The organism is Cupriavidus sp. MP-37 (genome assembly GCF_020618415.1).
In the GTDB taxonomy this organism is placed as follows: Bacteria; Pseudomonadota; Gammaproteobacteria; order Burkholderiales; family Burkholderiaceae; genus Cupriavidus.
Window position 1 is genome coordinate 2,693,561 of sequence record NZ_CP085344.1, and the last position, 13,440, is coordinate 2,707,000.

The following is a 13,440-nucleotide window of genomic DNA, read 5'->3' on the forward strand; positions in this document are numbered from 1 at the left end:
CCTTTGCAGCGGTCTGTTGCCCTGCCCCGCCGGCGCCGCCGAGGATTTCACTATAGGCGAAGCGCGCCCACCGTTGCGGCGTATCAGGCAGGCGAGGCAGGCGGCAGCGCGCCCTCGCCGCTGGCGCCGAACACCTGCGCCTTGAGCTTGGCCAACTGGTCGCGCACCTGCGCGGCCTGCTCGAACTCCAGGTTGCGTGCATGGTCGAGCATGAGCTTTTCCAGCCGCTTGATCTCCCTGGAGACCTGCTTTTCGCTCATCTCCTCATAGCGCGCCTGCTCCTGCGCGGCCTGCAGCTCGGCCCTGGCGTCGCTGACGTTGTAGACGCCGTCGATGATGTCCTTGATGCGCTTGACCACGCCGCGCGGCGTAATGCCGTTGGCTTGGTTGAAGGCGATCTGCTTGGCGCGGCGGCGCTCGGTCTCGTCGATGGCCTTCTTCATCGAGTCGGTCATGCGGTCCGCGTACAGGATGGCGGTGCCGTTGACATTGCGCGCGGCGCGGCCGATGGTCTGGATCAGCGAGCGCTCGGCGCGCAGGAAGCCTTCCTTGTCCGCGTCGAGGATCGCCACCAGCGAGACTTCGGGAATATCCAGCCCCTCGCGCAGCAGGTTGATGCCCACCAGCACGTCGAAGGTGCCCAGGCGCAGGTCGCGGATGATCTCGACGCGCTCGACGGTATCGATATCCGAGTGCAGGTAGCGCACCTTGACGCCGTTCTCGGTCAGGAACTCGGTCAGCTGCTCGGCCATGCGCTTGGTCAGCGTGGTCACCAGCACGCGCTCGCCGGCGCCGACGCGGGCATGGATCTCCGACAGCAGGTCATCCACCTGCGTGGTCGCGGGGCGCACCATGATGACCGGGTCGACCAGGCCGGTCGGCCGCACCACCTGCTCCACCACCTGACCGGCATGCTCCCGCTCGAACGCCGCCGGCGTGGCGGTAACGAACATCACCTGCCGCATCTTGCGCTCGAACTCGTCGAACTTGAGCGGCCGGTTGTCCAGCGCCGACGGCAGGCGGAAGCCGTACTCGACCAGCGTGGTCTTGCGCGCGCGGTCGCCGTTGTACATGCCGTTGAGCTGGCCGATCAGCACATGCGACTCGTCGAGGAACATCAGCGCGTCGGGCGGCAGGTAGTCGACCAGCGTCGGCGGCGGGTCGCCGGGGCGCGCGCCGGACAGGTGCCGCGAATAGTTCTCGATGCCCTTGCAGAAGCCCAGCTCGGACAGCATCTCGAGGTCGAAGCGGGTGCGCTGCTCCAGCCGCTGCGCCTCCACCAGCCGGTTTTCCTTGTGGAAGAACTCCAGCCGCTCGCGCAGCTCGTCCTTGATCGCCTCGATCGCGCGCAGCACGGTCTCGCGCGGGGTCACGTAGTGGCTCGAGGGGTAGACCGTGAAGCGCGGGATCTTCTGCCGCACCCGCCCCGTCAGCGGATCGAAGAAATGCAGCGACTCGACTTCGTCGTCGAACATCTCCAGCCGCACCGCCATTTCGGCATGCTCCGCGGGGAAGATGTCGATGGTGTCGCCGCGCACGCGGAAGGTGCCGCGCTGGAAGTCGGTCTCGTTGCGGGTGTACTGCATCGCGATCAGGCGCGCGATCACGTCGCGCTGGCTGATCTTGTCGCCGGCGCGCAGCGTCAGGATCATCTGGTGGTATTCGGTCGGATTGCCGATACCGTAGATCGCTGACACGGTCGCGACGATGACCGTGTCGCGGCGCTCCAGCAGGCTCTTGGTCGCCGACAGCCGCATCTGCTCGATATGCTCGTTGATCGACGAGTCCTTCTCGATAAACAGGTCGCGCTGCGGAACGTAGGCCTCGGGCTGGTAGTAGTCGTAGTAGCTGACGAAGTACTCGACGGCATTGCGCGGGAAAAACTCGCGGAATTCCGCGTAAAGCTGCGCCGCCAGCGTCTTGTTGGGCGCGAACACGATCGCCGGCCGCCCCATGCGGGCGATCACGTTGGCCATGGTGAAGGTCTTGCCCGAACCCGTGACGCCCAGCAGGGTCTGGAACGACAGGCCGTCTTCCACCCCCTCCACCAGCTGCCGGATCGCTTCGGGCTGGTCGCCGGCGGGCGGGAACGGCTGGTACAGCTGGAACGGGGAACCGGGAAATGTGACGAATTTGTCTTCGTCCAGGGCCGGCGCGACTTCGGCAAGGTTCGTCATAGGGGCGTGACTAGGGAAATACCTGAGGAAAACGGGCGGATTACGCTAGAATCTTGGGGTTGTCAGCCCCCGCTTCAAGCCAAGAAGAGCGCGGCCGGGCCTGCCAGCCTCCAGCGCAGTACGGAGCATTCTACGCCTTCCGTTTTTCACATAGCCGACCACGAGATTCCAAATGAGTTTGTTTTCTGCCGTCGAGATGGCCCCGCGCGACCCGATCCTGGGCCTCAACGAAGCCTTCAATGCCGATACCCGCGCGACCAAGGTCAACCTGGGCGTTGGCGTGTACTTCACCGACGAAGGGAAAATCCCCCTGCTGCGCGCCGTCCAGGAGGCAGAAAAAGCCCGTCTGACCACCGCCACCCCGCGCGGCTACCTGCCGATCGAAGGCATCGCGGCCTATGACCAGGCGGTGCAGACGCTGCTGTTCGGCAAGGAATCGCCGCTGATCACGGACGGCCGCGTGGTGACGGCCCAGGCACTTGGCGGCACCGGCGCACTGAAGATCGGCGCCGACTTCCTGAAGCGCCTGTATCCGGACGCCAAGGTCGCCATCAGCGACCCGAGCTGGGAAAACCACCGCGCGCTGTTCGAATCCGCCGGCTTCCCGGTGGTCAACTACGCCTATTACGACGCCCCCAGCCACGGCCTGAACTTCGCCGGCATGGTGGCATCGCTGAAGTCGTTCCCGGCCAACACCATCGTCGTGCTGCACGCCTGCTGCCACAACCCGACCGGCGTCGACCTGTCGCCCGAGCAGTGGCAGCAGGTGGTCGAGCTGGTCAAGGAACGCAACCTGATCCCGTTCCTGGACATGGCCTACCAGGGCTTTGCCGACGGCATCGACGCCGACGGCGCCGCGGTGCGCCTGTTCGCCGATTCGGGCCTGCCGTTCTTCGTGTCGAGCTCGTTCTCGAAGAGCTTCTCGCTGTACGGCGAGCGCGTCGGCGCGCTGTCGATCGTCACCACCAGCAAGGAAGAAGCGCAGCGCGTGATGTCGCAGGTCAAGCGCGTGATCCGCACCAACTACTCCAACCCGCCGACCCACGGCGGCACCGTGGTCGCGACCGTGCTGAACAGCCCGGAACTGCGCGCCATGTGGGAACAAGAACTGGCCGAAATGCGCGACCGCATCAAGCTGATGCGCCACGCGCTGGTCGACAAGCTGGCCGCCAAGGGCGTGCCGGGCGACTTCTCTTTCGTCAAGGCCCAGCGCGGCATGTTCTCGTACTCGGGCCTGACCTCGGCGCAGGTGGACCGCCTGCGCAACGAGCATGGCATCTACGCCGTCAGCACCGGCCGCATCTGCGTGGCGGCGCTGAACAGCCGCAACATCGATGCGGTGGTCGACGCGATTGCGGCCGTGATGTAACACCGCCACCAGTTGCCGCGCCGCAACGGCAGCCAACTGGCGTGGGCATCACAATGCAATGCAAAAAAGCGGCTTCGGCCGCTTTTTTGCATTTGTTTGCGATGTTGTAGGACGTTGTCACCGAAAAATCAGGCCTATGCCTTATTGTGTTCCCCGCATAGGGAAGTACTTTAAGGTATATGCTGCAAAGCAAGATCGTTAGCACGGTCGTTCGATTCAGGCATAATCGGCGCCACACGATCCAAGGTGTATTGTCAGTACATTGTTACTTGGTGGTACGCATCCTCAGTAAGACCAGGCAGAAACGGCATGCTCTATCAACTGCATGAGTTCCAGCGCTCGATCCTGCACCCGCTGACCGCGTGGGCCCAGGCGACCGCCAAGACCTTCACCAACCCCCTCAGCCCGATGTCGCTGGTACCTGGCGCGCCGCGCCTGGCCGCCGGCTACGAGTTGCTGTACCGGCTCGGCAAGGAATACGAAAAACCGGCGTTCGATATCAAGTCGGTGCGCTCCAACGGGCGCGACATCCCCATCGTCGAGCAGACCGTGCTGGAAAAGCCCTTCTGCAAGCTGCTGCGCTTCAAGCGCTATGCCGACGACCCCGAGACCATCAAGCTGCTCAAGGACGAACCCGTGGTGCTGGTGGCCGCGCCGCTGTCCGGCCACCATGCCACGCTGCTGCGCGACACGGTGCGCACGCTGCTGCAGGACCACAAGGTCTACGTCACCGACTGGATCGACGCGCGCATGGTGCCGGTCGAGGAAGGCGCCTTCCACCTGTCCGACTACATCTACTACATCCAGGAATTCATCCGCCATATCGGCGCCGAGAACCTGCACGTGATCTCGGTGTGCCAGCCCACGGTACCGGTGCTGGCCGCGATCTCGCTGATGGCATCGGCCGGCGAGAAGACGCCGCGCACCATGACCATGATGGGCGGCCCGATCGACGCGCGCAAAAGCCCGACCGCGGTCAACTCGCTGGCGACCAACAAGTCGTACGAGTGGTTCGAGAACAACGTCATCTACACCGTGCCGGCGAACTATCCCGGCCACGGCCGCCGGGTCTACCCGGGCTTCCTGCAGCATGCCGGCTTTGTCGCGATGAACCCGGACCGGCACCTGTCGTCGCACTATGACTACTACCTGAGCCTGGTCGAGGGCGACGCCGACGACGCCGAGGCGCACGTGCGCTTCTACGACGAATACAACGCGGTGCTGGACATGGCCGCCGAGTACTACCTCGACACCATCCGCGAGGTGTTCCAGGAATTCCGCCTGGCCAACGGCACCTGGGCCATCGACGGCAAGCCGGTGCGCCCGCAGGACATCAAGGGCACGGCGCTGATGACGATCGAGGGCGAGCTCGACGATATCTCCGGCGCGGGCCAGACCGCCGCGGCGCACGACCTGTGCGCCGGCATCCCGAAAAACCGCAAGCAGCACCTGAACGCCGAGCGTTGCGGCCACTACGGGATCTTCTCGGGCCGGCGCTGGCGCGAGGACATCTACCCGCAGCTGCGCGACTTTATCCGCAAATACCACCAGGCTCCGGTGGCCGTCGCCAGCAAGTAAAAAAGAACGCCCGCGCAAGCGGGCGTTCTTGTCTGGGCAGCGCTGCGGGCGGCTCAGGGCCTCTTCAGGTAGCTCAGCAGCATGTCAGTGTGGAGTTCGGCAAAGCGCTCGTGCTCCTGCTGCGACGCCACGTCGCGGCCGATCACGGCGCTGATGGTGTAGCGGTTCGACAGCACGTAGTAGCCCAGCGCGGAAATGGTCAGGTAGAACTGCGGCACGTCGATATGGTCGCGGAACAGTCCCTGCTGCTGGCCGCGCCGGATCACGTCGGCAAGCACGTCGACCACCGGGTTGATCAGTTGCTGCAGCTGCGCGGACTTCTTCAGGTGCCGTGCCTCGTGCAGGTTCTCGCTGTTGACCAGGCGGATGAACTCGGGGTGCTCGTAGTACCAGTCCCAGACGAAGCGGGCCAGTGTGCGCACCCCCTCGACCGGGTCTTCGTCGACCAGGCGCAGTTGCTCTTCGGCGGCGCGGAAGTTCGCGTATTGCTTCTCGAGCACCGCCAGGAACAGCCCCTCCTTGCTGCCGTAGTAGTAGTACAGCATGCGCTCGTTGGTTTCCGCGCGCCGGGCAATCTGGTCGACGCGGGCGCCGGCCAGACCACCCTTGGCGAATTCCTCGGTGGCCGCAGCGAGGATGCGTCGGCGCGTCCCTTCCGGGTCGCGTTTGGTCTTGGGCTCTGTTGACATGAGGTGTGGTCGATCGTTGCGCGGATTATGGCACAGGCCGGAATGCGGCAATCCGGCTGCGCGACGCGCATCATCGCCGTTTCTGTCCGCCGGCGAAATCGGGGATAATCCTTGCGGCGCGAAAACCGCAGGGTCCGCAGAGACCCCGGTGCCGCCGGGGCCGCCAGCACATTGTCCGCCCCGTCAGGGCCGCCGTTATGTCGCCAACCGCTCACAGCATTGCGCAAATATCGTGCTTTGCCCGTGGCCGCGCCGCGCTGGTGCGGCTGCCGGTGCAGCTGCTGGCGCGCCTTTTTGACCCCGCTCTTGTCCCCTGAATTGCTGTCCGTTGTCGTGAATCCCGCCGTCAAGTCCCTCGCCGACCGTCTCGAGGCGCTGCTGCCGCAGACCCAGTGCACCAAGTGCGGCTTCAGCGGCTGCCGCCCTTATGCCGAGGCCATGGCCAGCGGCGAAGCCGCCTGCAACCGTTGCCCGCCCGGTGGCGCACAAGGGATCGCGCGCCTGGCCACGCTGCTGGGCACCGAACCGCTGCCGCTCGATCCCGAACGCGGCAGCGAGCAGCCGCGCGCGGTCGCCCGCATCGACGAGAGCCTGTGCATCGGCTGCACGCTCTGCATCCAGGCCTGCCCGGTCGACGCCATCGCCGGCGCCGCCAAGCAGATGCATACCGTAATCCCTGAGCTGTGCACCGGCTGCGACCTGTGCGTGCCGCCCTGCCCGGTCGACTGCATCGACATGGTTCCCGTTACCGGCGCGCGCACCGGCTGGGACGCGTGGTCGCAGGCGCAGGCCGATGCCGCGCACGCGCGCTACCTGGCGCGCAACGCGCGGCTGGTGCGCGAGCGCGAGGAAAACGACGCGCGCCTCGCCGCCAAGGCCGCCGCCAAGCTTGCCGCGGTGCAGGCCGAAGCGCCGGAGAACGACGCCGAGCGCGCCGCGCAGGAACGCAAGCGCGCCATCATCCAGGCCGCGATCGAACGCGCGCGGCAGAAGCAGCAGGCCGCGCGGCCGCGCAATACCGAGAACGTGTCGGCCGCGGTGCAGGCGCAGATCGACGCCGCCGAAGCGCGGCGCGCGCGCGCCGGGCTGACGCCGCAGCAGGATGACTCCGATCCCGCCAAGGATCAGGCCAACGACCAAGAAAAAGAACCATGAACGCTGCCAAGTGCCGTGCCATCTTCGAGACGCTGCGCGAAGTCAATCCGGCCCCGACCACGGAACTGGAGTACAGCTCGCCGTTCGAGCTGCTGATCGCCGTGCTGCTGTCGGCGCAGGCCACCGACGTCGGCGTGAACAAGGCCACGCGCCGCCTGTTCCCGGTTGCGCATACGCCGCGGCAGATGCTGGAGCTGGGCGAAGCCGGCCTGAGCGAATACATCAAGACCATCGGCCTGTACAAGACCAAGGCAAAGCATGTGATCGAGACCTGCCGCATCCTGGTCGAACGCCATGGCGGCAAGGTGCCGGCCGAGCGCGAAGCGCTGGAGGCGCTGCCGGGCGTGGGCCGCAAGACCGCCAACGTGGTGCTCAACACCGCGTTCGGCCAGCCCACCATCGCGGTCGACACGCATATCTTCCGCGTCTCCAACCGCACCGGCCTGGCGCCGGGCAAGAACGTCGACGTGGTCGAGCAGAAGCTGCTCAAGTGCGTGCCGCACGAATTCCTGCACGATGCCCATCATTGGCTGATCCTGCACGGCCGCTACGTGTGCAAGGCGCGCAAGCCGGAATGCTGGCATTGCGCGATCGAGCCGCTGTGCGAGTTCAGGGAGAAAACCCCGGCGCCGCAGCTGTAGCCGCGGCCGGCGCTGGGGGGGGGGGGGGGGGCGGGCCCCCCCCCCCCCCCCCCCCCAGCTGCAGCGCGGTGCGCGCCACCACGTCGACATCGGGGGTGTAGCCCTGCCGGATCCAGCGCACGGCGAGATGGACCACCCCGCCCGCCACGCCCGCCGTCAGCAGCGGATCGCGCGCGCGCCCCGGCGGCAATAGCGCTTGCGCCAGCAGCCCGCCAAATTCATCCAGCGAGTCGGCCAGCGCGCCGTCGACCAGCTTGCTGACCCCGCGGATCTCTACCAGGAACACGCGCGCCGAGCGCGGTTCGCGCTGCAGCGCGCCGAAATAGGCGCGCAGCATCGCCAGCGCCTGTTGCGCGCCATCGTTGCCGGCCGCCTCGCGCGCCTGCACCAGGATGTGCAGCAGGCGCTGGGTCACCGTTTGAAACGATGCCAGCAGCAAGGCCTCGCTGTTGGCGAATGACTCGTAGAAATAGCGTTCGGTCAGTCCCGCGGCCTCGCACACGGCCTTGACGGTGGCGTTCTGGTAACCGCGCTCGCCATAGACCTGCACGGCCGCGGCGATCAGTTGCGCGCGGCGCTGGGCACGGCGCTCTTCGGCTTCGGCGCCGCGATAGCGGCGCGCGGGAGTCAGCTCGGAGGTCATGCGCGCCATTATGGCATTCCCTATGGCCGGAAAACGCGCGGAAAACTTGCCGGATGGCTTCTGACAATCTATGTTGTCAGAAACGCCACTCGTCCGGATGCCTCCCATGCGCGATGCCAGTTCCGATGACGCAGTTCTCGATGTCCTGATCGTGGGCGCCGGCTTGTCCGGCATCGGTGCGGCGCGCCAGCTGCAACGGCGCTGCCCCGGCAAGCGCTACGCCATCCTCGAGGCGCGCGACGCCATCGGCGGCACCTGGGACCTGTTCCGCTACCCCGGCATCCGCTCGGACTCGGACATGTACACGCTGGGCTACCGCTTCAAGCCCTGGCGCGGCGCCAAGGCCATCGCCGATGGCCCGTCGATCCGCGCCTATATCCGCGAGACCGCCGCAGAAGCCGGCATCACGCGCCAGATCCGCTTCGGCCACCGCGTGGTCAGCGCGGCGTGGGACAGCGCCGAGGCTTGCTGGACCGTCGAAGCCGAACGCGGCACCGACCGCGCCCTGGTGCGGCTGCGCGCGCGCCTGCTCTATGTGTGCGCCGGCTACTACAGCTATGCCGAGGCCCACCGTCCCGCGTTCGACGGCGAGGACCGTTTTCGCGGCCGCATCGTGCATCCGCAGTTCTGGGACGAAGCGCTGGACTATGCCGGCAAGCGCGTGGTGGTGATCGGCAGCGGCGCCACCGCGGTCACGCTGGTGCCGGCGATGGCAGAGCGCGCGGCGCACGTGACCATGCTGCAGCGCTCGCCCACCTATATCGTGGCGCGCCCCGGCGAAGACGGCATCGCGCGCACGCTGCGCCGCGTGCTGCCGGAGCGGCTCGCCTACGCCGCCACGCGCTGGAAGAACGTGCTGCTCGGCATGACCTTCTTCCAGCTGGCGCGGCGCCGGCCCGAACGCGTCAAGGCGCGCCTGGTCGGCATGGCCGCGGCGCAGCTGCCAGCCGGCTTCGACGTGGCGACGCATTTCACGCCGCGCTACAAGCCCTGGGACCAGCGCCTGTGCCTGGTGCCCGACGGCGACCTGTTCCGCGCGCTGCGCGAGGGCCGCGCCTCGGTGGTCACCGACACCATCAGGCGCTTCACCGAAGGCGGCATCGAGCTGGCCAGCGGCAACTCGCTGGACGCGGATATCGTGGTGACGGCAACCGGGCTGAAGCTGAACATGCTGGGCGACATTGCGCTCACGGTCGACGGCCAGCCGCGCCGCGCCGCCGAATGCCTGGCCTACAAGGGCATGATGCTCAGCGACGTGCCCAACCTGGTGCTGGCGTTCGGCTACACCAACGCCTCGTGGACGCTCAAGGCCGACCTGACGGCCGAGTACGTGTGCCGCCTGCTGCGCCACATGGACCGCCATGGCCACCGCATCGCGGTGCCGCGCGCACCCGCCGCGGTGCAGCCGACGCCGTTCCTCGATTTCACCTCGGGCTATGTGCAGCGCGCCGCCGGCGTGCTGCCGCGGCAAGGCGACCGCAAGCCGTGGCGCGTGCACCAGAACTACCTGAAAGACCTGCTGACGATCCGGCACGGCCGCATCGCCGATGGCGTGCTGCAGTTCAGCGCCCCGCCCGCCGCGGCCCCCGCGTTGCGCGAGCGGCGCAACCAACAGGACGCAACGGGCGCCAACGCCGCCGTGGCCGCCAGCGAGGTGCAGCCATGACAGCCCTCGTCGTCGGCCTGGCCGTGCTGCTGGCGCTAGTCCTGCTGACCGGCGCCGCGCTATGGCTGTACACATGGCGTACCGCCCGGCGCATCGAAGCGGCCATGCAGCCGCCCGGCCGCTTTGTCGACGTGCCCGGCGCCCGCCTGCATGTGGTGGAGCGCGGGCAAGGCCCGGCGCTGCTGCTGGTGCATGGCCTGTCGGGCCAGCTCGAGAACTTCGGCTACGGCATGATCGCGCCGCTGGCCGAGAGCTTCCGCGTCATCGCCGTCGACCGCCCCGGCGCGGGCCATTCCACGCGCACGCCCGGCAGCGCCGCCGACCTGCCCGCGCAGGCCGACGCGCTCGCCGCACTGTGCGACCGGCTGGGCCTGGAACGGCCGCTGGTGGTCGGCCATTCGCTGGGCGGCGCGATTGCGCTGGCGCTGGCGATCCGACATCCGGAGCGCGTCGGCGGCCTCGCGCTGATCGCGCCGCTGACCCATCCGCCCAGGGAGATCTCGCCCGTGTTCCGGGCCATGACCGTGCCGCGCGCCTGGCAGCGCCGGCTGCTGGCCTGGACCGTGGTGGTGCCGATGTCGATCCGTCATCGCGCCGAGGTCATGGATATCGTGTTCGGCCCCGACCCGGTGCCGGACGACTTCCCGACCCGCGGCGGCGGCCTGCTGGCCTTGCGCCCGCGCCATTTCCTGGCGGCGTCGGAGGACCTGATCGGCGCCGCGCGGAGCCTGCCGGCGCTGCTGCGCGACTACGGCTCGCTGCGCGTGCCCGTCAGCGTGCTGTACGGCCGCGACGACCGCATCCTCGACTTCGCCGAGCATGGCGAAGCGCTGGTGGCGAAAGTGCCGGGCGCCACGCTGACCCTGGTCAGCGGCGGGCACATGCTGCCGGTCACCGCCATCGCCACCAGCGTCGATTTCGTGCGCGCCGCCGCCGCGCGGATGCAAGACTCCGCGCCGCGGCCGGCACAGTTCGCCTGATCCCGGGAGACCGCCCATGACCACCACGACGGGTTCCAACCCCTACAAGCAGGATCTCTTCGCCGCGTTCCGCGCCGTGCGCAAGCTGATGGCGGACGGCAACGACACCGAGCAGGTATTCCGCATCATGCGCGCGCTCAACGGTCCGTCGATGCCGCGCAACTTCAGCCGGCTGCTGGCCACGCACGACGGCCGCCGCATGGTCTACCAGCGCGTCGAACTGGCCGAGCGCCTGTCCGATCCCGCTTACGTGGCCGGCTTCGGGCCGGGCACGGTCGGCGCGGCCTATCGCGCGTTCCTGGAACAGACCGGCTACAGCGCGGACGGACTGGCCAAGGTGTCGAACCTCGACCAGGAACCGGTGCTCGAGGACGCCTACCTGTGGTTCGGCCGGCGCACGCGCGACATCCACGATATCTGGCACGTGCTGACCGGCTACCGCGCCGACGAAAGCCTGGGCGAAGCCGCGCTGGTGGCGTTCAGCTATGCGCAGACCGGCGGCAGGGGCTGGGCCTTCATCGCCATCGCGGCGTCGCTGAAGAGCCTGCGCGTGACCGGCAGCCTGGCCTTTGCGCGCGCGGTGCTGGAGGGCTACCGGCTGGGCCGGCGCGCACGCTGGCTGCTGGGAGAGGATTACGAGAAGCTGCTGCACGAACCGATCGACGCGGCGCGCGCGCGGCTCGGGATCGGCGAACCGCGCCGCTACCTGGCCTGCAAGCCGATGCAGCAATGGACCGCCTGAGCGGTTCCAATTGCTACCGTCATTCCCGTGAAAGCGGGAATCCAGCGTCGTTAAAAGTCACTGGGTCCCCGCTTTCGCGGGGACGACGGTCACGTACCTAACGGCATGACCACCGCGGGTCGCTTTTTATGCTTGCCGGTACCGGCCGCGTTCAGACGATGCGGCAGGCTTCGTCGAACGATAGCCGCGGGCCGCGCGGGAACAGCTTGTCGGCGACGCCATAGCCCAGGTTGCACAGGAAGTTGACCTGCCACTTGCCGTCCGGGAAGAACGCTGCGTTGACCTTGTCGGCGTCGAAGCCGCCCATCGGGCCGCAGTCCAGGCCCAGCGCGCGCGCCGCCAGGATAAAGTAGCCGCCCTGCAGCGAGCTGTTCATCAGCGCGTCGCGGGCAATCTTGGCGTCGTTGCCGGCGTACCACGAGCGGGCGTCGGCGTGCGGGAACAGCTTGGGCAGCTGGTCGTGGAAGGCGGTGTCGAAGGCGATGATCGCGGTCACCGGCGCCGAGCGCGTCTTGTCGACGTTGCCGGCCGAGACGCAGTCGACCAGGCGCGCTTTCTCGGCAGCGCTCTTGACGAACACGATGCGCGCCGGGCTGCTGTTGGCCGCGGTCGGGCCGAACTTCATCGCTTCATAGATCTGGTGCAGCACGGCGTCGTCGACATGGCGGTCCTGCCACACATTGTGGGTGCGGGCCTCGGTGAACAGCTGCGCCAGCGCGGCGTGGTCGATCTGGGACATGCGCGTCCTTTCTGTACGGGAGGTGAGAGAAGGCGCGATTGTACCCAAGCGCTGGCACACGCCACGACAGCGCCTTTGAGCAACCCGTTCAATTCCCTTGCATGTCGGCGCGCGCCGGCGCCGGCGCGCTGCCGCGGCGGGTCAGCCACAGCACGCCTGCCAGGATCAGGCCGCCGCCCACTGCCTGCGCGGCGCCGATCTGCTCGCCCAGCAGCAAGGCCGCCAGCACCACGGTGACCACCGGCTCCAGCGTCGACAGCATCGATGCCTGCGCCGCGCCCAGCCGCTGCAGCCCGGCAAAGAACGTCAGGATCGCCAGCACCGTCGACAGCAGCGCGATCCCCGCCAGCGCCAGCCAGCCGCCGGCATCGGCCGGGAACTGCGGCGGCGTGCCGGCGCCGGCGCGCAGCACGCCGACCACCCCGTAGACCAGCGCCGCCGCGGTGCAGATCACGGTGGTGGTGGCGATCGGGTTGACGCCGGCGGTCAGGCGCGCGCCGACGATGATGTAGACCGAATAGATCACCGCCGCCGCCAGCCCCAGCGCGATCCCCAGCGGCGAGCCCACGCCGCCCCCGACCGTCAGCCCGGCACCCACCGAGCACAGCACCAGCGCCACCACCGCCGCGGTGGTCAGCCGCTCCTTCAGGAAGATGGCCGCGAGGATGGTCACGAACAGCGGGTACAGGTACAGCAGCAGCGCCACCAGGCTGGCTTGCGCGTGATTGAGCGCGCTGAAGAAGCAGAACGACTGGCCGACATAGCCGATGCCCCCCATCGCCGCCAGCGCCAGCACGCGGCGCCACGGCGGCAGCGCGATGCCGCGCGTACGCATCACCCACGCCAGCGCCGCGGCGGCCAGCATGAAGCGCACCAGCAGCAGCCCATACACGTCCGCGCCGGCGGCGTAGGCAAAGCGGGCGAAGATGGCCATGGCGCCGAAGGCGCTGGCCGAGACCGCGATCAGCAGCACGCCGGCCAGCTTGTCGCGGGCGGCGGTCGGGGCGGTGGGGGCGGAAGCGCTCATCGGGCAGGCAGGGAGTCGGCGATCCCGCATTCTA

Annotated in this window: 12 protein-coding genes; 7 read left to right on the top strand and 5 right to left on the bottom strand. The window is 68.0% G+C overall.

The features are described 5' to 3' along the window. Window positions 1–83: 83 nt before the first annotated feature. Window positions 84–2,177, bottom strand: coding sequence for an excinuclease ABC subunit UvrB (uvrB, locus tag LIN44_RS12440; RefSeq protein ID WP_227312335.1), 2,094 nt, complete (start codon window positions 2,175–2,177; stop codon window positions 84–86). 172 nt (window positions 2,178–2,349) lie between these two features. On the opposite strand from uvrB, the gene LIN44_RS12445 reads away from it, so the two are divergent. Together LIN44_RS12445 and LIN44_RS12450 are read left to right on the top strand one after the other, a co-directional pair. Next, window positions 2,350–3,546, top strand: coding sequence for an amino acid aminotransferase (locus LIN44_RS12445; protein WP_227312336.1), 1,197 nt, complete (start codon window positions 2,350–2,352; stop codon window positions 3,544–3,546). 309 nt (window positions 3,547–3,855) lie between these two features. Continuing rightward, the gene (locus LIN44_RS12450) at window positions 3,856–5,124 is read left to right on the top strand and encodes a polyhydroxyalkanoate depolymerase (protein WP_062797953.1); all 1,269 of its coding nucleotides are present in this window, start codon (window positions 3,856–3,858) and stop codon (window positions 5,122–5,124) included. 53 nt (window positions 5,125–5,177) lie between these two features. Here the strand turns inward: LIN44_RS12450 and LIN44_RS12455 are convergent, their stop codons facing one another. Further along, window positions 5,178–5,813, bottom strand: coding sequence for a TetR family transcriptional regulator (locus LIN44_RS12455; protein WP_227312337.1), 636 nt, complete (start codon window positions 5,811–5,813; stop codon window positions 5,178–5,180). A gap of 333 nt (window positions 5,814–6,146) precedes the next feature. On the opposite strand from LIN44_RS12455, the gene rsxB reads away from it, so the two are divergent. Together rsxB and nth are read left to right on the top strand one after the other, a co-directional pair. After that, entirely contained in the window at window positions 6,147–6,968 is an 822-nt protein-coding gene (gene rsxB / locus LIN44_RS12460; RefSeq protein WP_227312338.1) for an electron transport complex subunit RsxB, read from the top strand. After that, a complete protein-coding gene (gene nth / locus LIN44_RS12465; RefSeq protein WP_227312339.1) occupies window positions 6,965–7,609 on the top strand; it encodes an endonuclease III in 645 nt (214 codons plus the stop codon). Before rsxB ends, nth begins: the two co-directional genes overlap by 4 nt. On the opposite strand, the gene LIN44_RS12470 is transcribed toward nth, so the two are convergent. Next, the gene (locus LIN44_RS12470) at window positions 7,578–8,261 is read right to left on the bottom strand and encodes a TetR/AcrR family transcriptional regulator (RefSeq protein ID WP_227312340.1); all 684 of its coding nucleotides are present in this window, start codon (window positions 8,259–8,261) and stop codon (window positions 7,578–7,580) included. The two genes, nth and LIN44_RS12470, sit on opposite strands and share 32 nt — an antisense overlap. 97 nt (window positions 8,262–8,358) lie before the next feature. On the opposite strand from LIN44_RS12470, the gene LIN44_RS12475 reads away from it, so the two are divergent. From LIN44_RS12475 to LIN44_RS12485, 3 genes are read left to right on the top strand one after another with little or no spacing between them, the layout of a single operon-like run. After that, a complete protein-coding gene (locus LIN44_RS12475) occupies window positions 8,359–9,918 on the top strand; it encodes an NAD(P)/FAD-dependent oxidoreductase (RefSeq protein ID WP_227312341.1) in 1,560 nt (519 codons plus the stop codon). Further along, window positions 9,915–10,898, top strand: a complete 984-nt coding sequence (locus tag LIN44_RS12480; protein ID WP_227312342.1) for an alpha/beta fold hydrolase — start codon at window positions 9,915–9,917, stop codon at window positions 10,896–10,898. Before LIN44_RS12475 ends, LIN44_RS12480 begins: the two co-directional genes overlap by 4 nt. Window positions 10,899–10,914: 16 nt before the next feature. Continuing rightward, entirely contained in the window at window positions 10,915–11,640 is a 726-nt protein-coding gene (locus LIN44_RS12485) for a ubiquinone biosynthesis protein COQ4 (protein ID WP_227312343.1), read from the top strand. Between the two features lie 151 nt (window positions 11,641–11,791). On the opposite strand, the gene LIN44_RS12490 is transcribed toward LIN44_RS12485, so the two are convergent. Then, window positions 11,792–12,379: a malonic semialdehyde reductase gene (locus tag LIN44_RS12490; protein WP_227312344.1), complete on the bottom strand. Its 588-nt coding sequence runs from the start codon at window positions 12,377–12,379 to the stop codon at window positions 11,792–11,794. Between the two features lie 88 nt (window positions 12,380–12,467). Next, complete coding sequence (locus tag LIN44_RS12495; protein WP_227312345.1) at window positions 12,468–13,406, bottom strand: DMT family transporter; 939 nt, start codon at window positions 13,404–13,406, stop codon at window positions 12,468–12,470. Window positions 13,407–13,440: the final 34 nt, after the last annotated feature.

Bases quoted from the DNA above. Each gene is read 5' to 3' on its own strand.
- LIN44_RS12495 (WP_227312345.1), bottom strand. From the start codon at position 13,406: ATGAGCGCTTCCGCCCCCACCGCCCCGACCGCCGCCCGCGACAAGCTG.
- LIN44_RS12490 (WP_227312344.1), bottom strand. From the start codon at position 12,379: ATGTCCCAGATCGACCACGCCGCGCTGGCGCAGCTGTTCACCGAGGCC.
- LIN44_RS12470 (WP_227312340.1), bottom strand. From the start codon at position 8,261: ATGGCGCGCATGACCTCCGAGCTGACTCCCGCGCGCCGCTATCGCGGC.
- LIN44_RS12475 (WP_227312341.1), top strand. From the start codon at position 8,359: ATGCGCGATGCCAGTTCCGATGACGCAGTTCTCGATGTCCTGATCGTG.
- LIN44_RS12455 (WP_227312337.1), bottom strand. From the start codon at position 5,813: ATGTCAACAGAGCCCAAGACCAAACGCGACCCGGAAGGGACGCGCCGA.
- LIN44_RS12485 (WP_227312343.1), top strand. From the start codon at position 10,915: ATGACCACCACGACGGGTTCCAACCCCTACAAGCAGGATCTCTTCGCC.
- LIN44_RS12480 (WP_227312342.1), top strand. From the start codon at position 9,915: ATGACAGCCCTCGTCGTCGGCCTGGCCGTGCTGCTGGCGCTAGTCCTG.
- LIN44_RS12450 (WP_062797953.1), top strand. From the start codon at position 3,856: ATGCTCTATCAACTGCATGAGTTCCAGCGCTCGATCCTGCACCCGCTG.
- uvrB (WP_227312335.1), bottom strand. From the start codon at position 2,177: ATGACGAACCTTGCCGAAGTCGCGCCGGCCCTGGACGAAGACAAATTC.
- nth (WP_227312339.1), top strand. From the start codon at position 6,965: ATGAACGCTGCCAAGTGCCGTGCCATCTTCGAGACGCTGCGCGAAGTC.
- LIN44_RS12445 (WP_227312336.1), top strand. From the start codon at position 2,350: ATGAGTTTGTTTTCTGCCGTCGAGATGGCCCCGCGCGACCCGATCCTG.